At 72.0% G+C, this 18,172-nt stretch carries 11 protein-coding genes and 2 pseudogenes; 8 read left to right on the forward strand and 5 right to left on the reverse strand.

The features are described 5' to 3' along the window. Positions 1-137 (forward strand): annotated as a pseudogene (locus CW362_RS44950) (pyridine nucleotide-disulfide oxidoreductase); the annotation flags it as partial. Between the two features lie 196 nt (positions 138-333). Here the strand turns inward: CW362_RS44950 and mltG are convergent. Both mltG and CW362_RS33405 read right to left on the reverse strand, forming a co-directional pair. Then, positions 334-1,173, reverse strand: a pseudogene (gene mltG / locus CW362_RS33400) (endolytic transglycosylase MltG); the annotation flags it as partial. Positions 1,174-1,217: 44 nt separating this feature from the next. Beyond that, positions 1,218-3,017 (reverse strand): ABC transporter ATP-binding protein, encoded by a 1,800-nt coding sequence (locus tag CW362_RS33405; protein WP_103553356.1) that lies wholly within the window; start codon positions 3,015-3,017, stop codon positions 1,218-1,220. Between the two features lie 114 nt (positions 3,018-3,131). Here CW362_RS33405 and CW362_RS33410 point away from each other — a divergent pair, with 114 nt between their 5' ends. Then, the gene (locus CW362_RS33410) at positions 3,132-3,587 is read left to right on the forward strand and encodes a MarR family winged helix-turn-helix transcriptional regulator (RefSeq protein WP_103553357.1); all 456 of its coding nucleotides are present in this window, start codon (positions 3,132-3,134) and stop codon (positions 3,585-3,587) included. Positions 3,588-3,669: 82 nt separating this feature from the next. Beyond that, positions 3,670-6,615 carry an FAD-binding and (Fe-S)-binding domain-containing protein gene (locus CW362_RS33415; protein WP_103553358.1) on the forward strand — a complete coding sequence of 982 codons (2,946 nt, stop codon included), beginning with the start codon at positions 3,670-3,672 and terminating at the stop codon, positions 6,613-6,615. 79 nt (positions 6,616-6,694) lie between these two features. On the opposite strand, the gene CW362_RS33420 is transcribed toward CW362_RS33415, so the two are convergent. Both CW362_RS33420 and CW362_RS33425 read right to left on the reverse strand, forming a co-directional pair. Continuing rightward, positions 6,695-8,344 carry a peptide-N4-asparagine amidase gene (locus CW362_RS33420; protein WP_103553359.1) on the reverse strand — a complete coding sequence of 550 codons (1,650 nt, stop codon included), beginning with the start codon at positions 8,342-8,344 and terminating at the stop codon, positions 6,695-6,697. 115 nt (positions 8,345-8,459) lie between these two features. Continuing rightward, the gene (locus CW362_RS33425; RefSeq protein WP_376450009.1) at positions 8,460-9,206 is read right to left on the reverse strand and encodes a L,D-transpeptidase family protein; all 747 of its coding nucleotides are present in this window, start codon (positions 9,204-9,206) and stop codon (positions 8,460-8,462) included. 234 nt (positions 9,207-9,440) lie between these two features. Here CW362_RS33425 and CW362_RS33430 point away from each other — a divergent pair, with 234 nt between their 5' ends. From CW362_RS33430 to CW362_RS33445, 4 genes are all read left to right on the forward strand, one after another. Further along, positions 9,441-11,309, forward strand: coding sequence for an ABC transporter transmembrane domain-containing protein (locus CW362_RS33430; RefSeq protein WP_103553360.1), 1,869 nt, complete (start codon positions 9,441-9,443; stop codon positions 11,307-11,309). Next, a complete protein-coding gene (locus tag CW362_RS33435; protein WP_103553361.1) occupies positions 11,306-13,165 on the forward strand; it encodes an ABC transporter ATP-binding protein in 1,860 nt (619 codons plus the stop codon). Before CW362_RS33430 ends, CW362_RS33435 begins: the two co-directional genes overlap by 4 nt. A 544-nt stretch (positions 13,166-13,709) precedes the next feature. After that, complete coding sequence (locus CW362_RS33440; protein WP_103553362.1) at positions 13,710-14,180, forward strand: DUF5709 domain-containing protein; 471 nt, start codon at positions 13,710-13,712, stop codon at positions 14,178-14,180. A 36-nt stretch (positions 14,181-14,216) separates the two neighbouring features. Further along, complete coding sequence (locus tag CW362_RS33445) at positions 14,217-14,492, forward strand: type B 50S ribosomal protein L31 (RefSeq protein ID WP_103553363.1); 276 nt, start codon at positions 14,217-14,219, stop codon at positions 14,490-14,492. 215 nt (positions 14,493-14,707) lie between these two features. Here CW362_RS33445 and CW362_RS33450 read toward each other — a convergent pair whose 3' ends face one another. Continuing rightward, entirely contained in the window at positions 14,708-15,502 is a 795-nt protein-coding gene (locus CW362_RS33450) for a metal-dependent hydrolase (protein WP_103553364.1), read from the reverse strand. A gap of 145 nt (positions 15,503-15,647) precedes the next feature. On the opposite strand from CW362_RS33450, the gene CW362_RS33455 reads away from it, so the two are divergent. Beyond that, positions 15,648-18,161, forward strand: coding sequence for a DEAD/DEAH box helicase (locus CW362_RS33455; RefSeq protein WP_103553365.1), 2,514 nt, complete (start codon positions 15,648-15,650; stop codon positions 18,159-18,161). Positions 18,162-18,172 lie beyond the last annotated feature (11 nt).

Raw genomic sequence — 18,172 nt, forward strand, 5'->3', positions numbered from 1 at the left:
CGCGCGCGGTCGCCGATCCGCGGATCCACCTGGTCGGCTACGGACCCTCCGCGAGCACCGTCGGTGCCAACCGGGCGGGCCGGGCGGCCGTACGGGACGTCAGGAAGCTGCTGGCGACCGCTCCGGTCGCCGTGTGATGCTCTTGGCGGCCTCTCAGTTCGTGGGAATGACCGTGGGGGTGACGGTCGGCGTGACGGTCGGCGTGACGGCGGGCGTGACGGTCGGCGTGACGGCGGCGGAAACCACGGGAGACACCGTGGGAGAAGCCACGGGGGTGACCGCGGGAGAGGCCGTTCGCAGGGGCGTGGAAGATGCCTCCCGAGGGCTCGCGGAAGAGGCGGCGGGGGCCGCGCTCTTGTGGTGGCGCCGGTTGAACTCGGCCACGTTGCGCTGGTGTTCCTCGTAGTCGGCCGTGAAGCGCGTGTCGCCCGGCTTGACCGTGACGAAGTACAGCCAGTTCCCCGGAGGCGGGTTGATCGCGGCGCGCAGCGCCTCCTCGCCGGGGTTGGCGATCGGCGTGGGCGGCAGCCCCATGCGCCGGTAGGAGTTGTACGGGCTGTCGAGCCTCGTGTCCGCCTCACCGGTGTTCAGGGTGGAGCGGTTCAGCGCGTAGTTGATGGTGGAGTCCATCTGCAACGGCATCCCGCGCTCCAGGCGGTTGTGGACGACCCTGGCCACCTTGCCCATGTCCGCCTCGGTCGCCGCCTCCGCCTGCACGATGCTCGCGATGGTGACGGCCTGGTAGACGTTCATCGGGCTGTGCTGCGCGCCCGCGGCGACCGGCGCTCTGCCGAACTTCTTGTTCGCGGTGTCGACCATGGACGTCAGCAGGGACTCCGGGGTCGCCTTCTCACCGATCGGATAGGTCGCCGGGAAGAGATAGCCCTCGGGGTTGCCCCTGGCGTCGACCGGGAGCTTGAGGTGGGCCTTCGCCAGGGATTTCTTGGTGGTGCCCGCGGGAACCCGCAGGGCCTTGTCGACGGCCGCGTAGACCTGTCCGGAACGCCAGCCCTCCGGGACGACGAGCGATGTCGGGCGCGCGTCGCCGTCTCCCGTGCTCAGCAGCGGCACCGCCACGGCGGTGGCCGCCACGACGGCGCCGGTCGCGATGAGGGCGACCTTCCCTCTGCGCGTCAGTCGGATCGTGCTCCGTGGCGGAGTGTTCGTCTGCATAACGGGCACGGTAACGCGCAATCGCCCTCAAACCCGGCATATCGTCATCTTGTCGGCTCCAGTTGGGCGTCCCGGTGGACGAGGGCGGCATAGCGCCCCTCCGCCGCCAGCAACTCCTCGTGCGTACCGCGCTCGACCGCGCGGCCCGAGTCGAGGACGACGATCTGGTCGGCGCTCCGGATGGTGGACAGCCGGTGCGCGATGGTGAGCGTGGTGCGGTCGGCCGACAGGGCGTCGATGGCCTCCTGGACGGCGTGCTCGGTGCGGGTGTCCAGGGCACTGGTCGCCTCGTCCAGGACGAGCACGGGCGGATCGCGCAGGATCGTGCGGGCGATGGCGAGGCGCTGCTTCTCACCGCCGGAGAACCGGTGGCCGCGTTCGCCCACGACCGTGTCGTACCCGTCGGGCAGCGACGCGATGTGGTCGTGGATCTGGGCCGCCCGCGCCGCCGCGTGCAGTTCCTCGTCGGTGGCGTCCGGCTTGGCGAAGCGCAGGTTCTCGGCGACCGAGGCGTGGAAGAGGTACGTCTCCTGGGAGACGACGCCGACCGCGCGCGCGAGGGTGTCGAAGTCGAGGTCCCGGACGTCGACCCCGTCGAGGGTCACGCGTCCGCCCGTGACGTCGTACAGCCTGGGCACCAGGTAACTGAGCGTCGACTTGCCGGAGCCGGTCGGACCGACGACGGCGAGGCTGCCTCCGGCCGGGACGGTGATGTCGATGCCCTCGAGGATCGGGGTGCCCTTGTCGTCGTAGCGGAACTCGACGTCCTCGAAGCGGATCTCGCCCTTGACCTGGTCGAGGTGGACGGGGTTCTCGGGTTCGGTGATGTCGATGGGCAGGTCGAGGTACTCGAAGATGCGCTGGAACAGCGCGAGCGAGGTCTGGATCTGCACACCGGTGGACAGCAGGCTGACCGTCGGCCGGAACAGGCCCTGCTGGAGCGAGACGAAGGCGACCAGCGTGCCGATCGATATGGAGGGGCCGCCGAGTTCGAGGGCCATGCCCGCGGTCCAGTAGATGACGGCGGGCATGGCGGCCATGACGATGCCGATGACGGACATGCGCCAGCGCCCCGCCATGTTCGACCTCACCTCGAGGTCGACCAGCCCCTCGGACTCCTCCGCGAAGGACTTCGTCAGCGAGTCGGACCGGCCCATGGTGCGCCCGAGCAGGATGCCGCTGACGGAGAGCGATTCGGTGACGGTGGCGGCCATCGCCGCCATCTGCTTCTGGCGCTGGGTGGTGATCTTCTTGCGTTCGTCGCCGACCCGGCGGCTGATCCACACGAAGACCGGCAGCAGGAGCAGAGAGACGACGGTCAGGCGCCAGTCCAGGGCCACCATCGCGACGACCGTGGCGACCACGCTCGTGAGGTTGGAGACCAGCGAGGTGGCGGTGGACGTGACGGTCGCCTGCATGCCGCCGATGTCGTTGGCGATGCGGGACTGGACCTCGCCCGTGCGCGTCCTGGTGAAGAAGGCGAGCGACATGCGCTGGAGACGGCCGTAGACCGCCGTGCGCAGATCGTGCATCACGCGCTGGCCGACGGTCGTGGAGATCAGCGTCTGGAGGACGCCGAAGACACCGCTCAGGACCGCGCTCGCGATCATGCCGAGCGCGAGCAGGGTCAGCAGGCCCGTGCGCCCTTCGGGGATCGCGGTGTCCAGGATCGCCTTCAGCAGGAAGGGCGTGGCGACACCCACGAGGGACGCGGCGCCGACCAGCAGACCGACGATCGCGAGGCGGCCGCGGTAGGGCCGGAAGAGTCTCAGGATGCGGCGCACCTGCCGTGGCTGTTCCTTGTCGGCGGGTGGCGGGCTCCAGGTGGACTGTTCGGGACGCAATGGACTCCTAGGAGATGAGGACTTCAGGGACATCGGTGGGGATCCGGCGACCACCGGATCCCAGCTCATTGTTACCTATACTCACAATGAACGGCATCCTGATATTGTTCCCGCATGACCACCCCCGATGCCGACGGCCTGCTCGCCGAGCAGCTGCTGCGTCTGACGCGCCGCGTGCACCGCATCCAGAAGCGCCATCTGGAGCAGCGCGAGCTGGGCATCACCCCCGCTCAGTCGCGGCTGCTGCGCACCCTCGCGCACTACGCCTCACCGCCCCGCATGACCGATCTCGCGGAGCGCCTCGAAGTGGTGCCCCGTGCCGTGACCACGCTGGTCGACGGCCTGGAGGCGAGCGGCAGGGTGCGCCGGGTGCCCGATCCCACCAACCGCCGGGTGATCCGTATCGAGGTCACGGACGAGGGGCGCAAGGCGCTGCGGGAGCTGCGCGCCGCGCGCCGCGGCGCCGCGGAGGAGATCCTGGCTCCATTGACGGACGAGCAGCGCGAGGTGCTCGGCGGACTGCTGGACACCCTGGTCGACGGCATGCCGAGGGTGGAGCACCGCTGCTGAGCGGGCTCGGGGCGGTGCGCCGCCACCGAGGAGCCCGGCACACCTCCCGCGGCCGCCGCGAGCGTGTGAGGAGTGGTCCGCGATGCCCCTGCTGGAGCCCGACCCCGCCAAGCTGCGTCCCCGCGCGCGCCCCGGAGCCCCGGCGGCCGACCGGGTCCCCGAGGACCGGGCCGGGGGCACTCCCGAGCCGCTGCGCGGCGACCTGACCGCCCTGCTCGGCGCCGACAAGGTGCTGACCGGGGTCTCCGACCTCGTGCGCTACGCCTCCGACGCCAGCCCCTACCGCTTCGTGCCGCGGGTCGTCGTGGTCCCCGAGGACGTCGACGACGTCTCGGCCGTGCTCTCGTACGCCCACGGCAAGGGCCGCGAGGTGGTGTTCCGGGCGGCCGGGACCTCGCTCAACGGCCAGGCACAGGGCGAGGACGTCCTCGTCGACGTCCGTCGGCACTGGACGGGGGTCGAGATCCTCGACGGCGGGGCACGGGCCCGGATCGCTCCGGGCACGACCGTCGCCCGCGTCAACGCCGCGCTCGCCCGGCACGGGCGCGTGCTCGGCCCCGATCCGGCCAGCGCGGTCGCCTGCACGGTCGGCGGTGTCGTCGCGAACAACGCCTCGGGCATGACGGCGGGCACCACCCGCAACGCGTACGTCACCCTCGCCTCGCTGACGTTCGTGCTGCCGACCGGCACGGTCGTGGACACGGCCGAACCGGACGCCGACGAGCGGCTGGCGCGAGCGGAACCGGCCCTGTGCGCCGGACTCATGGAACTCAAGGCGGAGATCGAGGCGGACGCCGAACTCGTCCGGCGCATCCGCGCCAAGTACGCGATCAAGAACACCAACGGCTACCGCCTGGACGCCTTCCTCGACGGCTCGACGCCCGTCGGGATCCTGCGCGGTCTGATGGTCGGCTCGCAGGGCACCTTCGGGTTCATCTCGGAGGTCGTCCTCGACACCCTGCCGCTGGACCGCCGGGTCTCGGCCGCGCTGCTCTTCTTCGGCTCGCTCCCGGCGGCTGCCGCCGCCGTGCCCCTGCTCACCGCGGCGGGCGCCTCGGCCGTCGAGCTGATGGACGGCAACACCCTGCGCGCCTCGGTGGCCGTCGAGGGCGTGCCCGGGGACTGGGCCGGTCTGCCGGGTCCGACGGCCGCGCTGCTCGTCGAGTTCCGCGCCCCGGACGAGGCCGCGCAGGAGGTGTACGAGGAAAGGGCCCGCGCGGTGCTGGAGGGACTCCCCCTGGTGTCGCCCGTGCCCTCGGTGACGAACTCCCTCACCCGTGACGGGCGTACCGTCGCCGGGTACTGGAAGGCCCGCAAGGCGTTCGTGACGGCGGTCGGCGGTGCCCGTCCGTCCGGGACGACGCTGATCACGGAGGACTTCGCGGTACCGCCCGAGCGGCTCGCCGAGGCCTGCGAGGCACTGCTGGAGCTCCAGACCCGGCACGGCTTCGACGCCGCCGTCGCGGGCCACGCCGCCCACGGCAATCTGCATTTCCTGCTGGCCTTCGACGCGTCCAGGCCGGCCGACGTGGAGCGCTACGCCGCCTTCATGGACGCGTTCTGCCGGCTCACCGTCGAACGCTTCGACGGCTCGCTGAAGGCCGAACACGCCACCGGGCGCAACATCGCGCCCTTCCTGGAGCTCGAATGGGGGCCCCGGGCGACGGAACTGATGTGGCGCACGAAACGGCTGATCGATCCGGACGGCGTGCTCGCACCGCGCGTCGTGCTCGACCGTGATCCGCGGGCGCACGTGAGGGGCCTGAAGACGATCCCCCGCGTCGAGGCGATCGCCGACCCCTGCATCGAGTGCGGCTTCTGCGAACCGGCCTGCCCCAGCCGGGACGTGACGACGACACCCCGCCAGCGGATCGTGCTGCGCCGCGAGATGATGCGCCAGCCCTACGGATCCCCGGTGGAGAACGGGCTCCTGGAGGCGTACGGACACGACGCCGTGGACACCTGCGCGGGCGACTCGAGCTGCAAGCCGGCCTGTCCGGTCGGCATCGACACGGGCGCCCTGATGAAGACGCTCCGGCACGCCCGGCACTCGCCGCGCGAGGAGAGGGCGGCCGCGCTCGCCGCGCGGCACTTCCGCGTGCTCGAAGCCTCCGCCCGGCTGGCCGTCGCCGCCGCGCACCGGATCGGCGACCGGCGGGCGAGCGCCGTGACGCGGGCGGTCCGCAAGGCCGTACGCCCCGATCTCGTGCCCGAGTGGCTGCCACGGATGCCGGAGGCCGCCGACCCCACGATGCCCCGCACCGCACGCGTGGGAGCCGTCGCCGTCTACTACCCTGCCTGCGTCAACCGCGTCTTCGGCGGTCCGGGGGACGTGTCGCTCGCGCGGGCCGTCGTCGCGGTCTCCGCACGGGCGGGAAAGCCGGTGTGGATTCCGGACGACGTACGGGGAACCTGCTGCGCCACGATCTGGCACTCCAAGGGGTACGAGGCGGGCAACGCCGTGATGGCCAACCGCGTCGTCGAGGCGGCCTGGGGCTGGACCGCCGGTGGCGCACTGCCGCTCGTCGTGGACGCGTCGTCGTGCACCCTGGGCATCGCGCGCGAGGTCGTTCCGTATCTGACCGCCGACAACAGGGAGTTGCACGACGGACTGCGGGTCGTCGACTCGCTCGTGTGGGCGGCGGAGGAGCTCCTCCCCCACCTCACCGTGCACCGCACCCTCGGCTCCGCGGTGCTCCACCCGACCTGCTCCATGCGGCACCTGGGCGACGAGGCGCAACTGCGCGCGGTGGCCGAGGCGTGCGCGGACGAGGTGGTCGTGCCCGACGACGCCGGGTGCTGTGCCTTCGCGGGCGACCGCGGCATGCTCCACCGGGAACTCACCGAGTCGGCCACCCGCGAGGAGGCGGCGTTCGTGACCTCCCGTGACTTCGACGCGTACCTGTCGGCCAACCGCATGTGCGAGGTGGGCATGGACCACGCGACGGGCCGCGGCTACCGCTCCGCCCTCCTGGCACTGGAGCACGCGACCCGCCCGGGTGTCGGCCGGGCCGGGCGGCCCCGATGACCAGGCCGTGCCCACTCGGCCTCCTCGCCGCGGCCGCCCGGCCCGTCGGTACGGGTCGGCCGGCCGCGGGCGACCGGGCTCAGCAGCCGGCGCGGTCCCGGGTGAGCACCCCCTGCACGGTGACCAGGGAACGGTCGTAACAGTCGGCCGGACCATGGAGGCGGTAGCGCTCGCTCGTCGTGGCGACGGCGTGCCGCTGGTCGCGCGGCACACCGGCCGTGTACGTCGCGTCGCCCGTGTAGGTGTCGTCGAGCCGTGACCACGTGGCGGGCCGGCCGCCGGACGCCTCGGTCACGACGGCCCGGTCGCCGAGCGTCAGCACGGTCCGCAGCCGGTCGTCCGCGCCGAGCGTCGTCGTGCCGTCCATCGTGTACGTGCGCCGGGTACGCGTCGTCGCGGCGGGGCCGCGCCCGTCGACGGTCACCGCCTCGTCGTCGGTCCACGTCGCCTCGAGGCCGTCGGTGTCCTCGCCCTCGGTCCAGCGGTGCGTGGAACTGTTCGCGAGGGTGCGGTCGACGGTCGTCAGCACCCGGCCGTGCGAGGTGTCGAGGTATCCGGCGACGGTCAGCCGGTGCCTTCCCTCGGTGTCGACCCGGTTCCGGGGACCCGGCGTGTACGTGGACGCGTCGGTGAGGCCGCCCGCCTCGGCCCGGACGAGCGCACCGCTCACGTGGGAGCGCTTCGCGTCCTGCCGGACGAGCACGTTGACGGGCAGGCTCCAGCCGGACTGCCCCTCGGGGGCGCCGACGACGGAGACGTCGATCCGGTGCGGACGCCCGTCGTCGAGCAGCCCGGCGAACGGGGTCAGGTCGTACTCGATGGGCTTGACGGCGAAGGCGCGGGGCCCCGGAATCACGTACCAGAGGAAGGGGTTGGACCAGCCGCCGGTCCACACGGTCGGGAACGGAGCGGCGATTCCCGCGAGTCGGCCGTCGACCTTGATCTGCACCTCACGGTAGGGGCCGTCGCCCGCCTTGCAGGAATACGGCGCCTCGCCCGGGACCGTCAGGTACCAGACCTCCTCGCAGCCACCGCCGGACCCGGTCGCGTACACCTCGGCGATCACGTGCTCGCTGTTGCGCGGCGTGGTCAGGGTGCCGTCCTCGAGGGTCAGGACGCGGTCGGGGGTCACGGCCGGCCTGCCCGTGTAGAACGTCAGGGTGGCCCTGACGTCGAGAACTCCGGTGTAGGTGTCGTCGACGACGTTCCCGATCAGCATCTCGACGTCCTGGCTCCGCCGGAACGTGTAGCTGTAGCGCGTCACGTCCGTCTCGACGGACCACTCGATGCCGTCGGGCGACGGCTCCGGGGTGGACGTACGGAGGATCTCCACCCCGCCGATGTGCAGATAGCCGAGGCGGTCGAACTGGCGCCCCTTGACCTTGCCTTCGAGCCGGAGCACGACCTTGCTCCAGCGGTCGCCGCAGCCCGACGGCGGGGTGTACGTGCCCGTGTAGGGCGTGAAGTCGCGGAACTGCGCCTCGGCGAGCGTCACTTCGCAGGACTTCCCGGACGGCCTGCCGACGGGCGGGGTGGCGGTGACGGGGTCGTGCCAGTCGCTGCCGAACTCGGCGGGCACGTCGGCCGGTCCGGCGACAGGCGCGGCCAGGGCTCCGGACGCATGAGCCGCGACGGACGCGGTGGCCGCCGGAGCCGGGCCCGCCCCGAGGAGGGCGCTCGCCACGAGGATCACTCCGGCGAGCGTGGACATGATGACCGGTCTACTCATGTGCGGTGTTCTACGGGGCGGCCGGGCCGGCCGCAATGGCGCATCGCCTCCGGGCACCGCCCCCGGGCCTCGGCGGCCCCCGGCCCGGTCCGGCCCGGTCCGGGGCTTCGGCCCGCTAGGCCTTCAGGTCCGCCTTGTCCCCCATCACCACCACGGGATGCCGTTCCGGATCGAGTGTGCGCAGGAGGTACTCCATGGCCGGCTTGGACACGCTCACGCACGCCGACGTACCGCTGCCGTGGTCCATGTGCAGCCAGATGCTGCCGCCCTTGCTCTGGCCCAAGGGGCGGGTCGGATCGTTCGGCGGACTGCCCTTGAGACGGTTGTAGTCGATGGCGATGACGTAGTCGAAGTCGTGCCAGTGCGACTTCGCCCAGTAGTGCGGTGCCTGGAAACCCCCCGACTGCGTGTACGGCAGCCGGGCTCCCGGATCGTCGAGCACGCCACCGGCGTCGCTGAGGGTGAACACACCGACGGGGCTGCGCTTGTCGCCCTCGTGGTGGTCCGTGGTCCAGCCCTTCTTCCCGTTGTGCGCGGCCCAGCTGCGCGTCTTCTCCCAGGCCGAGCCGGACTTCGTGTAGAGCACGACCGTGGAGTCCGCGGAGTCCTTGCCCTCGCCGTACACCGCCACGACCTGACGGGAGTTCGAGGGGATCTGCCGCTGGATCCGGTCACCCACGTCGGGGATGCGTGTCGGGTCGGCGGGCGCACTCGTACGGGCGGTCCCGCCCCGGCCTCCCGCGTGGCTCTTCGCACCGCTCCCGCCCCCGCCCTCCGGACCACCGCAGGCCGAGAGGGTGACGGCGACGGCCCCGCAGACCATGGCCACGAGCCCCGTACGCATCGCACCGTTCTTTCGCATGCCGTCCATCCTCGCACTGCGTACCGGACGGATCGCCCTCCCCTCCCTCCCCTCCCTCCCGTCCCGGCCGGGCCCGGTCGCCCCGGGCCGGTTCCCCTCACCTGGGCGGAAAACCGTTTGCTTTCGACCACGCTGCGACGCGAACCTTTCACGGTTTGCTGTCGGCCCCCGCGGCCGAACGGCTGCCGAAATCCGGAGCTCCCTCCATCTCCTGACACGAGCCACTGGGACGTCATGCAGATCCAAGACCTTCCGTATCCCGACCCGGGTGTGCCCGACGCGCGCTCAGGTCCCCGATTCCTGTGGTGGCTCGGGCGGAATCAGCTCGGCGGACAGCTCAAGGCCCTGGCCTGGGGCCTGCTGCACTTCCTGGCCGTCTCCGCGCTGCCGTTCTGCGTCGGCCTGGCCGTCCAGTCCGTCGTCGACCGCTCCGGCACCCGGCTCGCCCTGACCGGCGTGCTGATGGCGGGGTGCGGCGCGTGCATCGCCCTGGGCGAACTCATGCTGCACCGCACCGCGGTCACCAACTGGATCACCGCGGCCGCGCGCGTCCAGCAACTGCTGGCCCGCAGAACCGCGCTGCTGGGCTCCGCGCTGACGCGGCGCGTCGCGGCGGGCGAGGTGGTCGCGGTCTCCACCGGCGACGTCGAGAAGATCGGCTGGTTCGTGGAGGCCGTGTCCCGGTTCTCGGCGGCCGCCGTGACGGTCGTGGTGGTCTGCGCGACCCTGGCCGTCTACCAGCCGGCCCTGGGCGTGATCGTCGCCGTGGGCGTACCCGTGCTGGCGGTGGCCGTACTGCCGCTGCTGCCCCGGGCCACCCGGCGCGCCGACTTCCAGCGGGAGAAGGCGGGCCGTGCCACCGAGCTGGCCTCCGACACCGTCGCGGGCCTGCGGGTGCTGCGCGGCATCGGCGGCGAGGAGCTCTTCCTCGACCGCTACCGCCGCGCCTCCCAGGAGGTCCGCCGGGCCGCCGTGCGCAGTGCGCGCATGTGGTCGCTGATCTCGGCGATCCAGGTGCTTCTGCCCGGTCTGCTGATGATCGCCGTCGTCTGGCGCGGTGTGCAGCTGGCCCGGGACGGCCGGATCGAGGTCGGGGAACTCGTCACCGTGTACAGCGCCGTCATGCTGCTCACATACCCCTTGCGGCATTTCGAAGAGATCGCCATGGCCTACTCCTTCTCCCGTCCGTCCGCCAGGCGAGCGGCCCGGGTGCTGTCCCTGGAACGGACCGTGGACAGCGGCGGCTCGCTCGCCGCGGAGGTGCCGAGCGGCGATCTGTACGACCCGGTGACCGGTCTGCTGGCTCCCGCCGGCCGGCTCACCGCCGTGGTGTGCGGGGACCCGGACGCGGCGGGGCTGCTGGCCGAACGGCTCGGCGGCCACGCCTCCGGCCCGGGCGAGGAGACCCGCGTCGAAGGCGGCCCGAGGAACACCTCGGTGGTCCTCGGGGGCGTACCGCTGGACGAGCTGCCCCTGGAGTGCGCCCGCACCGCCGTCCTCGTCCAGGACAAGGACCCGGTGCTGCTGTCCGGCTCCCTGCGCGAACTGCTCGACGTGCCCGCGTCGGGTCTCGTGAGCGCGGAGGCGGCCCTGTCCGCCGCGCAGTGCGGCGACGTGCTGGACGCGCTCACCCAGGGTTCGCTCGACACCGAGGATCCGATGGACGCGCGCGTCACGGAACGCGGGCGCTCCCTGTCCGGGGGCCAGCGCCAGCGGCTCGCGCTGGCCCGGTCCCTGATCACGGACCCGGAGGTTCTCGTCCTGGACGAGCCGACGTCCGCGGTCGACTCGCACACCGAGGCCCGGATCGCCGACGGAGTCCGCTCCTTGCGCGCCGGGCGCACGACCGTGGTCTTCACCTCCTCACCGCTGCTCCTGGACCACGCGGACCGGGTCGTCCTGGTCCGCGAGGGCGAGGTCGTCGCGGTCGGCGTGCACCGCGAACTGGTGCACAGCGAACCGCGGTACCGGGACGTGGTGACCCGGGAGACCGGGGAGGAGGCCGCCGCCGGAGCCGCGGACCGGACCGTGCCCGGCGGGGTGGCCCTGGACGACGAGGCCGTTCTCGACGGCGTACTGGAAGAGATCGAGGAGACCGCATGATCGGCGTGGCGCCACCGGCGTACGACCCGGCCGCTCCGACGACGGCGAACACCCTGCCCGTCGGCGCGCCCGCGACCGTACGCGCCTACGTGACCGAGCTGTTCCGACGGCACCGCAGGGCCTTCCTGCTCCTGGTCGCCGTCAACGCCGTGGCCGTCGTGGCCTCGATGGCCGGACCCTATCTGCTGGGCTCGGTCGTCGAACGCGTCTCGGACCACGCGCGCGACCTCCGTCTGGGGACCACCACCGCCCTGTTCGTCGTCGCGCTCGTCGTCCAGGCGGTGTTCGTACGGCAGGTGCGGCTGCGCGGTGCCGTGCTCGGCGAGCGGATGCTGGCCGATCTGCGCGAGGACTTCCTCGTACGGTCGGTCGGTCTGCCGCCCGGCGTCCTGGAACGGGCCGGGACCGGCGACCTGCTGTCCCGCATCACCACCGACATCGACCGGCTCGCCAACGCGATGCGCGAGGCCGTGCCGCAGCTGGCCATCGGCGTGGTGTGGGCGGCCCTGCTGCTCGGCGGACTCGCCGTGACCGCCCCGGTGCTCGCTCCCGCCGTGCTGGTCGCCGTTCCGCTGCTGGTGGTGGGCTGCCGCTGGTACTTCAGACGGGCGCCGGCCGCCTACCGGTCGGAGGCTGCCGGGTACGCGGCCGTCGCCGCCGTCCTCGCCGAGACGGTCGACGCCGGACGCACCGTCGAGGCGCACCGTCTGGGCGGGAGCCGCATCGCGCTGTCGGACCGCCGGGTCCGGGAATGGACCGCGTGGGAACGCTACACGCTCTGGCTGCGGTCGGTCCTCTTCCCGGTCGTCAACATCACGCATGTGACAGTGCTCTGCTCGGTCCTGATGATCGGCGGGTGCCTGGCCCTCCAGGGCTGGATCGGGGTGGGCCAGCTGACGACGGGTGCGCTGATCGCCCAGATGCTCGTCGACCCGGTGGGACTGATCCTGCGCTGGTACGACGAGCTCCAGGTCGCCCAGGTCTCGCTGGCGCGGCTGGTGGGCGTCCGGGAGATCCAGCCGGACGCGGGCGACCCGGCCGTGGCGCCGGACGGACGTGACGTCCACGCGGACCGGGTGCGCTTCGGCTACCGCGCGGGCGTGGACGTGCTGCGGGAGGTCTCCCTGGCGGTACCGCCCGGCACCCGGCTCGCCCTGGTCGGTCCGTCCGGCGCGGGCAAGTCCACGCTCGGCAGGCTGCTCGCCGGGATCTACGCGCCCCGGGACGGCCGGGTCACCCTCGGCGGCGCCGAGCTGTCCCGGATGCCCGCGGAGGAGGTCCGCGCGCATGTGGCCCTGGTCAACCAGGAGCACCACGTGTTCGTGGGCTCCCTGCGCGACAACCTGCTGCTCGCCGTCCCCCGCTCCCGGCAGTACGAGGACGAGGACGAGGGCGAGGAGCAGGAGCGGACCCCGGCGAAGGCTCCGGGCGAAGGCTCCGCCTCCGTCGACGCCCGGCTGTGGGCGGCTCTCGGCGCGGTCGACGCGACCGGCTGGGCGCGGGCGCTGGACGACGGCCTGGACACCGAGGTCGGCTCGGGCGGGTTCGCGCTCACTCCGGCCCAGGCCCAGCAGATCGCGCTGGCCCGGCTCGTCCTGGCCGACCCGCACACCCTGGTCCTGGACGAGGCGACCTCGCTCCTGGATCCGCGGGCGGCCCGCCATCTGGAACGTTCGCTGGCCCGCGTTCTCGACGGCCGCACCGTCGTCGCCATCGCCCACCGCCTCCACACCGCCCATGACGCGGACGTCATCGCCGTGGTCGAGAACGGCCGCATCAGCGAACTCGGCAGTCATGGGCAACTGGTCGCGGCGGACGGCGCGTACGCGGCGCTGTGGAGGTCCTGGCACGGGTGAGCGGCCCCGGCCGGGACCACCGGCTGCCGCGCGCGAGCCGGACGCCGGGTGATTCCGCACGGCGCCCGGGCCCGGCCCGGGCGACCGGGGCGATGCTGCCGATGTCGCTCCGGGCCGTGCCCGTGCTCACCGTGCGTCGGTCCGTTCCCTCGTCCGCGGCTGAGCGGACCGGCGGGCGACCGTCCGCTCCGTGCGGTGTTCCGGTGTCCTTCCGCGGGTCAGCGGTGAGTACCGACGACGACCGCCCCCGACCGCGGGCTCGGCCGACGAGGTTTCGCAGCTCACCGGACGCGGCGTCCTGGCCGTCCTCGGCGCACCGCGCGAGAGGCCGGACGGGTCCGGCCTCGGCCCGTGCGGCGCTGCTGGTCGGCCCCTGTGGCGTTGCGCGGTGCCGAAGGGGGGTGGAAGGCTGGACGTGGGCACCCGCTCGGGGGACTCCCGGGAACCACCCGGTTCGCGCGGAGCGACGCCTGTGCCCTCGGGCCCGCGCGCCCGCCGTCGAACACGGCGGCTCCGGTCCCGTCCGCACCCCCTGGAGGTACCCGTGGACAGCGCCGACGGATGGGGAGACGACGTCTACCAGCCCGACGGATCCGAGGTACAGGACGACGCGGGGCTGCTCGACGCCGAGGACACACTGGTCGCGGACGGCGTGAGTGACCCCCTGGACCGCGGCTGGTCCCCGCCGGAGCGGCCGTGGGCGGTGGAGCACCAGGGTGTGACCGCCTCGGAACGCCGGGCGGGCGAGACCTTGGACCAGCGCCTCGCCGACGAGCTGCCCGACATCGCCGAATCCGACGGGGACGGCATCGGTGACTGTGACGACACCGACGGAGAGCCCCTCGACAACGAGGTGGGCGCCCTCCGCTCCGGCCGTCTGGTGGCCCCGAACGAGGGCGCTCACGAGGACGAGGAGAGCGGGCTCATCGCCACGGACATCGGCATCGACGGCGCCGCGGCCTCGGCGGAGGAAGCCGCGATGCACATCGTCGACGAGGACGCCGTGTCCGGCTGACCGGCACGCGTCCCGCGCCTTCCCCGAGGAATTGCCATGCAGCAGGACAAGCAGCCCGACTACCGCCCCGTGGTCTTCCGTGACCGCACCGCCGGCTACGCCTTCCTCACGCGCTCCACCGCGAAGAGCGATCGGACCATCGACTGGGACGATGGCGAGACCTACCCGGTGGTGGACGTCGAGATCTCCTCCGAGAGCCACCCCTTCTACACGGGCAAGGCCCGCACGGTGGACTCGGAGGGCCGCATCGACCGGTTCGAGCGGCGTTTCGGCGGCGGGGAGCAGGGGTCCGGCGGGGGGAAGGACGGCTGAGCGCGGCGGGTGCCCTCCATCGCGTGAAGGCCGTCCCGCCGCCCGGGCCGGACCCCCGACGGGACCGCAGCGGCGCTCCTCCCCCACGGACGCCGCCCGCCCGGCGCCGCCCGGTGAGAGGAACGACGCCGGGCTCCGGGACGGCCCGGGAGACAAAGGGCGCCGGTGCGGCCGGGGGACCGCCGCACGCCGGTGCGGCCGGGGGACCGCCGGACTCAGATGAAGTTCAACGCGGCGGCGCAGCCCACGGCGCCCAGCACCATGAACACCGGCGTCAGTACCTTCAGCTCGACCCAGCTTCCCGCGCGAAAGCGCATCGCCTTGGGCGGGCCCACCGGGTACCAGCGCTTGCGGCCGATCGGGATGGGCCACAGGACCGGGCAGCCGGACACCGTCAGCGCGTCCCCGATGTCGTGCACCAGGGCGCCGAGGATGACCGGCAGCCCGAGCCAGAGGTACTCCTGGCCCGGCGCCGTGAACAGCCAGTCCGAGCCGTTGCCCGGCTTGTCCAGGGTCTGCGCGAGGATCCACGAGCTCGTCGCGGCGAGCAGCCAGACCAGGACGTTGCTGCTCGAACCGCGGGCGGCCCGCCACAGCAGACCCTCGATGGCGAGCACCATGTGCACGAAGAGGATCCCGAGGACCGCCCAGCGGCCACAGGTGATCGCCAGCACCGCCGTGCCCGATCCGATCGCCACCGCCCACACCCAGGTGTGCGTCAGTGTGCGGTGACCGCCGCTGCGCCGGGGGTCGCCCGGCTTCCTGGTGCTCTTGTAGGCGGCGTAGGAGAGTTTGTCGACGATCTCGCACAGCCTTTTCGACACCGGTCCGAAGGCGTTCGAGATGGTGGCCGCCTTGTGGTCCAGGTCCGGGGCGAGAGCGGCGCCGGCGCAGATCAGGGCACCGACGAGCAGGACCGGCCAGGGCATGGCGTGGCCGGCCGCGGCGGCCGCCGCTCCGACGCCCAGCCAGGCCGCGGCCCCCGACAGTGAGTGTGCTGGTCCCATCATGGCCGTTCCCTGCCCCATTTCTCTTGCGACGCTGTCCAGTTGCCCGTGCCCGCTGACGCGTCACCGGCGCCACAGCGTAACGGTCGCGATCTTCCCCCGGACATCCGATTCCCCCATCACGTGTATCGACAGGCAAGATGGGGGCGTGACCCTTATCGATCAGCTGCCGCAGACCACCGACCCCGACGCCCTCTACGAAGCCTTCGAGTCGTGGGCCGGGGAGCGCGGCATCACGCTCTACCCCCATCAGGAGGAGGCGCTGATCGAGGTGGTCTCGGGTGCGAACGTGATCGTCTCGACCCCCACCGGCTCGGGCAAGAGCATGATCGCCGCGGGGGCGCACTTCGCCGCGCTCGCCCGGGACGAGGTCACCTTCTACACGGCGCCGATCAAGGCACTCGTCTCGGAGAAGTTCTTCGAGCTGTGCAAGATGTTCGGCACCGAGAACGTCGGCATGCTCACCGGCGACGCCTCCGTGAACGCCGACGCCCCGGTGATCTGCTGCACCGCCGAGGTCCTCGCGTCCATCGCGCTGCGGGACGGCAAGCACGCCGACGTCGGTCAGGTCGTGATGGACGAGTTCCACTTCTACGCCGAGGGCGACCGGGGCTGGGCCTGGCAGATCCCGATCCTGGAACTTCCGCAGGCGCAGTTCATCCTGATGTCGGCGACGCTCGGTGACGTCTCGATGTTCGAGAAGGACCTCACCCGCCGCACCGGCCGCCCCACGGCGGTGGTCCGCTCGGCGACCCGTCCCGTCCCGCTGTCCTACGAGTACGTGCTCACTCCGCTGACGGAGACGCTCACCGAACTGCTCGCCACCAAGCAGGCCCCGGTCTACATCGTGCACTTCACCCAGGCACAGGCCGTGGAGCGGGCGCAGGCGCTGATGAGCATCAACATGTGCACGCGCGAGGAGAAGGACCAGATCGCCGAGCTGATCGGCAACTTCCGGTTCACCACCAAGTTCGGCCGCAATCTCTCCCGTTACGTGCGCCACGGGATCGGTGTGCACCACGCCGGCATGCTGCCCAAGTACCGGCGGCTGGTGGAGAAGCTGGCACAGGCCGGCCTCCTGAAGGTCATCTGCGGCACGGACACCCTCGGTGTCGGCGTCAACGTCCCCATCCGCACGGTGCTGTTCACCGCTCTGACGAAGTACGACGGGACCCGGGTGCGCACGCTGCGCGCCCGCGAGTTCCACCAGATCGCCGGCCGGGCCGGGCGCGCGGGGTTCGACACGGCGGGCTACGTCGTCGCCCAGGCGCCGGAGCACGTCATCGAGAACGAGAAGTCGCTCGCCAAGGCGGGCGACGACCCGAAGAAGCGCCGCAAGGTGGTCCGCAAGAAGGCGCCCGAGGGCTTCGTCGGCTGGACGGACAGCACCTTCGAGAAGCTGATCGCCTCCGATCCCGAGCCGCTGACCTCTCGCTTCCGCGTGACGCACACGATGCTGCTCTCGGTGATCGCACGGCCCGGCAACGCCTTCGAGGCGATGCGGCATCTGCTGGAGGACAACCACGAGCCGCGCAAGCAGCAGCTGCGGCACATCCGCCGGGCCATCGCGATCTACCGTTCGCTCCTCGACGGCGGCATCGTGGAGAAGCTCGACGAGCCCGACCCGACCGGCCGCATCGTGCGGCTGACCGTCGACCTCCAGCAGGACTTCGCGCTCAACCAGCCGCTGTCCACGTTCGCGCTCGCCGCGTTCGACCTGCTGGGCCCCGATTCCCCGTCGTACGCCCTGGACATGGTGTCCGTGGTGGAGTCCACGCTGGACGAACCGCGGCAGATCCTCGCGGCCCAGCAGAACAAGGCCCGGGGCGAGGCCGTGGCCGCGATGAAGTCCGACGGCGTCGAGTACGAGGAGCGCATGGAGCGGCTCCAGGAGGTGTCGTACCCCAAGCCGCTGGAGGAACTGCTCTTCCACGCCTACAACACCTACCGCAAGAGCCATCCGTGGGTCGGCGACCACCCGCTGTCGCCGAAGTCCGTCATCCGCGACATGTACGAACGGGCCATGTCCTTCACCGAGTTCGTCTCCTTCTACGAACTCGCCCGCACCGAGGGCATCGTCCTGCGCTACCTGGCCAGCGCCTACAAGGCCCTTGAGCACACCGTCCCGGACGACCTCAAGTCCGAGGACCTGGAGGACCTGATCGCCTGGCTCGGAGAGATGGTGCGACAGGTCGACTCCAGCCTCCTCGACGAATGGGAACAGCTCGCCAACCCCGAGGTGATGACGGCCGAGGAGGCCCAGGAGAAGGCCGACCAGGTCAAGCCGGTCACCTCGAACGCCCGCGCCTTCCGTGTCCTCGTCCGCAACGCGATGTTCCGCAGGGTCGAACTGGCCGCTCTGGACAACGTCGACGAACTCGGCGAGATGGACGGCGAGTCCGGCTGGGACGCCGACGCGTGGGGCGAGGCGATGGACAAGTACTGGGACGAGTACGAGGACCTCGGTACCGGTCCCGACGCCCGTGGCCCCAAGCTGCTCTCGATCGTGGAGGAGCCGCAGAACGGTCTGTGGCGCGTCCGGCAGACCTTCGCGGACCCGAACGGCGATCACGACTGGGGCATCAGCGCGGAGGTCGACCTCACGGCCTCGGACGCCGAGGGCCGTGCCGTCGTCAAGGTCACCGATGTCGGACAGCTGTGAGCACAGGAGAA

The sequence above is a fragment of the Streptomyces populi genome (assembly GCF_002911015.1).
In the GTDB taxonomy this organism is placed as follows: domain Bacteria; phylum Actinomycetota; class Actinomycetes; order Streptomycetales; family Streptomycetaceae; genus Streptomyces; species Streptomyces populi.

Excerpts from the sequence above, each read along its gene's own strand:
- CW362_RS33420 (WP_103553359.1), bottom strand. The coding sequence starts at position 8,344 with ATGAGTAGACCGGTCATCATGTCCACGCTCGCCGGAGTGATCCTCGTG.
- CW362_RS33430 (WP_103553360.1), top strand. The coding sequence starts at position 9,441 with ATGCAGATCCAAGACCTTCCGTATCCCGACCCGGGTGTGCCCGACGCG.
- CW362_RS33450 (WP_103553364.1), bottom strand. The coding sequence starts at position 15,502 with ATGATGGGACCAGCACACTCACTGTCGGGGGCCGCGGCCTGGCTGGGC.
- CW362_RS33415 (WP_103553358.1), top strand. The coding sequence starts at position 3,670 with ATGCCCCTGCTGGAGCCCGACCCCGCCAAGCTGCGTCCCCGCGCGCGC.
- CW362_RS33435 (WP_103553361.1), top strand. The coding sequence starts at position 11,306 with ATGATCGGCGTGGCGCCACCGGCGTACGACCCGGCCGCTCCGACGACG.
- CW362_RS33410 (WP_103553357.1), top strand. The coding sequence starts at position 3,132 with ATGACCACCCCCGATGCCGACGGCCTGCTCGCCGAGCAGCTGCTGCGT.
- CW362_RS33445 (WP_103553363.1), top strand. The coding sequence starts at position 14,217 with ATGCAGCAGGACAAGCAGCCCGACTACCGCCCCGTGGTCTTCCGTGAC.
- CW362_RS33425 (WP_376450009.1), bottom strand. The coding sequence starts at position 9,206 with ATGCGAAAGAACGGTGCGATGCGTACGGGGCTCGTGGCCATGGTCTGC.